Source organism: Microcystis sp. M109S1 (assembly GCF_020247025.1).
Taxonomy (GTDB): domain Bacteria; phylum Cyanobacteriota; class Cyanobacteriia; order Cyanobacteriales; family Microcystaceae; genus Microcystis.
Map to the genome: position 1 here is coordinate 1 of NZ_JADBRW010000351.1, position 2,684 is coordinate 2,684.

At 47.2% G+C, this 2,684-nt stretch carries 2 protein-coding genes; one reads left to right on the top strand and one right to left on the bottom strand.

Going from position 1 to position 2,684, the window contains the following annotated elements; genetic code table 11:
* Positions 1-207 precede the first annotated feature (207 nt).
* A complete protein-coding gene (locus tag IM322_RS17590; protein ID WP_190381299.1) occupies positions 208-645 on the bottom strand; it encodes a DUF29 domain-containing protein in 438 nt (145 codons plus the stop codon).
* 394 nt (positions 646-1,039) lie between these two features.
* On the opposite strand from IM322_RS17590, the gene IM322_RS17595 reads away from it, so the two are divergent.
* Positions 1,040-2,684, top strand: a 1,645-nt coding sequence (locus tag IM322_RS17595; RefSeq protein ID WP_287676598.1) for a pentapeptide repeat-containing protein, incomplete at its 3' end; no start/stop codon positions are given.

Sequence of the window (2,684 nt, forward strand, 5' to 3'; positions counted from 1 at the left end):
AATTGAAGAACTAGAATAAATTCTGATAACTCGTTGTCAGTATCTCGAAACAATGACTAATGAAATTAAAAACTTGACTAACTATCATTGGCTAACTTATGACTGATTGTTATCATCTTTTTAAAACAGGATTTAGTATAAAAATAATCTCCCATCTCCCCAAAACGAAAACTTCATACCTCACCATTAAGATAACTGCTATAAGAACTATTTTTCAGCCGGGGGAAACCAATTATCATCTAATGTTTGTTCGAGGGATATATGAGCGTCTGAATTGAGGGAAAAAAGCTGAGAAACCGATTTAATCGCCACTGGATAAACCTTATCATACATAGCAGCTAATTCTGGCCGTAAGCTGGGACTATCTTCTAAACGATGCTGAATTTGGGCGCGAAAATTGACTATTTCTGCCGCCCAATGATTACCTGACCGTTTTTTTTCTTCTTGCCAATAAGCCAGCTTTAAAAGATGTTCGATAAGACGGGTTAACAGACTCATTAAAGCTCGTCTATCACTTTTTCCCATACTCTCGATTTCTTCAATTAAATTATCCCAATCCACCTGCTCAAAATTACGCTCTTGTAACTGTTTTACCGTCTCTTTTAGCCATTGATTATAATCAGTTTCGTAGGCAGTTGATGACATAATTTAACTCTCCATAGAAAATTACTTAGTAGATTAAGAAAGGTTAATGGGTGTATCCATTGATAGATAGGGGTTTTCGGCTATTGTAGTAGATAAGCTAAACGGCGCTTAACCTGCATGATCCAATAGCTATAACCCTTTTGGAGTCTATATCGGTGATCCGAAGTAAAAGCCGTTTAGCTTATCTATGGGGGAAATCCAGATATATTCTAGAACGTGAGGTGTGGAACCTGACGCGATTGCCCATAAAAATGCCAGGTTTTTGAACGTGGACTCGTTGAACCAAGAATCCCGAAGTGCTTAGTGGGGTGGGAGTGTCAATCGGATTCTCTAAAGAAACCCGCTTTCTGACTTGCAGTAAGATTGAGGGCATAGTATGGCAATTTTGCAAGCGATGAAGGCAGCAGCAGTTATTGAACAGTACAAAAACGGGCGGCGGGATTTCCGGGGGGAATCCTTGCGAGGCGGTAACTTTCGCGGCACGGACTTAGCAGAGGCGGATTTCAGTGGCTGTGATATACGCGGGGCAAATTTTAGTCGGGCGAATTTGACGGGGGTGAAGTTTGCTGGGGCGACGGCGGGATTGCCGAAGCGGTGGGTGGTGATTTTGTTGGGGTTGGCTTTGGTGTTAATTGTGATTTCGAGTTTTTTTTCCCTCGTAGCCGCTTATCTGGTGAGCTTAATTTTTGATTCATCCAGTACACAAAACCAAGTTGCTGGTAGGTCCACCTTAATTTTTCTCATCTGTTTTTGCGCTGTCACTTGGCGTCAAAATATTTTGGCCGGAGTCGGAGCCGTAGCCGTAGCCGTAGCCGTAGCCGTAGTCTTCGCCGGAGCCGTAGCCGGAGCCGTAGCCGGAGCCGGAGCCGTAGCCGTAGCCGTAGCCGTAGTCTTCGCCGGAGCCGGAGCCGTAGCCGGAGCCGGAGCCGTAGCCGTAGCCGTAGTCTTCGCCGTAACCGTAGCCGTAGCCGTAGCCGTAGCCGTAGTCTTCGCCGGAGCCGGAGCCGTAGCCGGAGCCGGAGCCGTAGCCCTAGCCGTAGCCGTAGCCGGAGCCGTAGCCGTAGCCGTAGCCGGAGCCGGAGCCGGAGCCGGAGCCGTAGCCGTAGCCGTAGCCGTAGCCGTAGCCGTAGCCGTAGCCTTGACGCTATTTTACTTTTGCCTCGGTTGGCTGACCCTCAAACAGGAAAGCCGAGATCCTTGGTTGCGTCAAATTGTGATAGCCTTTGCTGCTATTGGTGGCACATCCTTTTTTCAAGCTAATTTAACCGAGGCAGATTTCACGGGTGCGAGGTTGAAAAATACCAACTTCAACCGCGCCATCCTGAAAAAAACCTGCTTCAAGCAGGCAATTAAATTGGAATTAGCCCGCCCCGGCAATACCTTATTAGCCAATCCCCAAATTAGAGAATTTCTGATTGATTCCCGCACCGGAAGCGGAAAAGACTTTGCCCAAGCCAATTTACGGGGGGCATACCTAGACGGGGCAAACCTGCAAACTGCCAACTTGCGCCTAGCGAATATCAGTGAAGCCAGCTTGCAATACGCCAACCTTGCGGGGGCAAACCTCACCGAAGTCAACGCCGTCAATACCGATTTGCGCCATGCTACTCTGACGGGTGCTTGCGTGGAAAATTGGAATATTGATGCCACCACCCAACTGGATGAGATTGACTGCCAGTATATTTACCTGCTTAATGGGCAAAAAGAACGCCGCCCCAGCAGTGGTGAATTTCAACCAGGCGAATTTACTAAATTGTTTGCCGAAATGTTCGACACCGTTGACCTCATTTTCCGCAATGGGGTGGATTGGAAAGCTTTCATTGCTGCCTTAAAAGAAGTACAAGTGCAGAATGAAGATACGCCGCTTCAGATACAGAGCATTGCCATTGACACTCCCATCGCTAAAAGCGAGGGATTCTTGGTTCATCGAGTTTCCTTGATCTGGCAGGACGTATCCAACCAAACCAGAGGGAATCTCTCCCCAAGCGTATTAGTTTCGGTATGCCCTACCGTACTTAGTCCCTTTTTGAGAATATTGA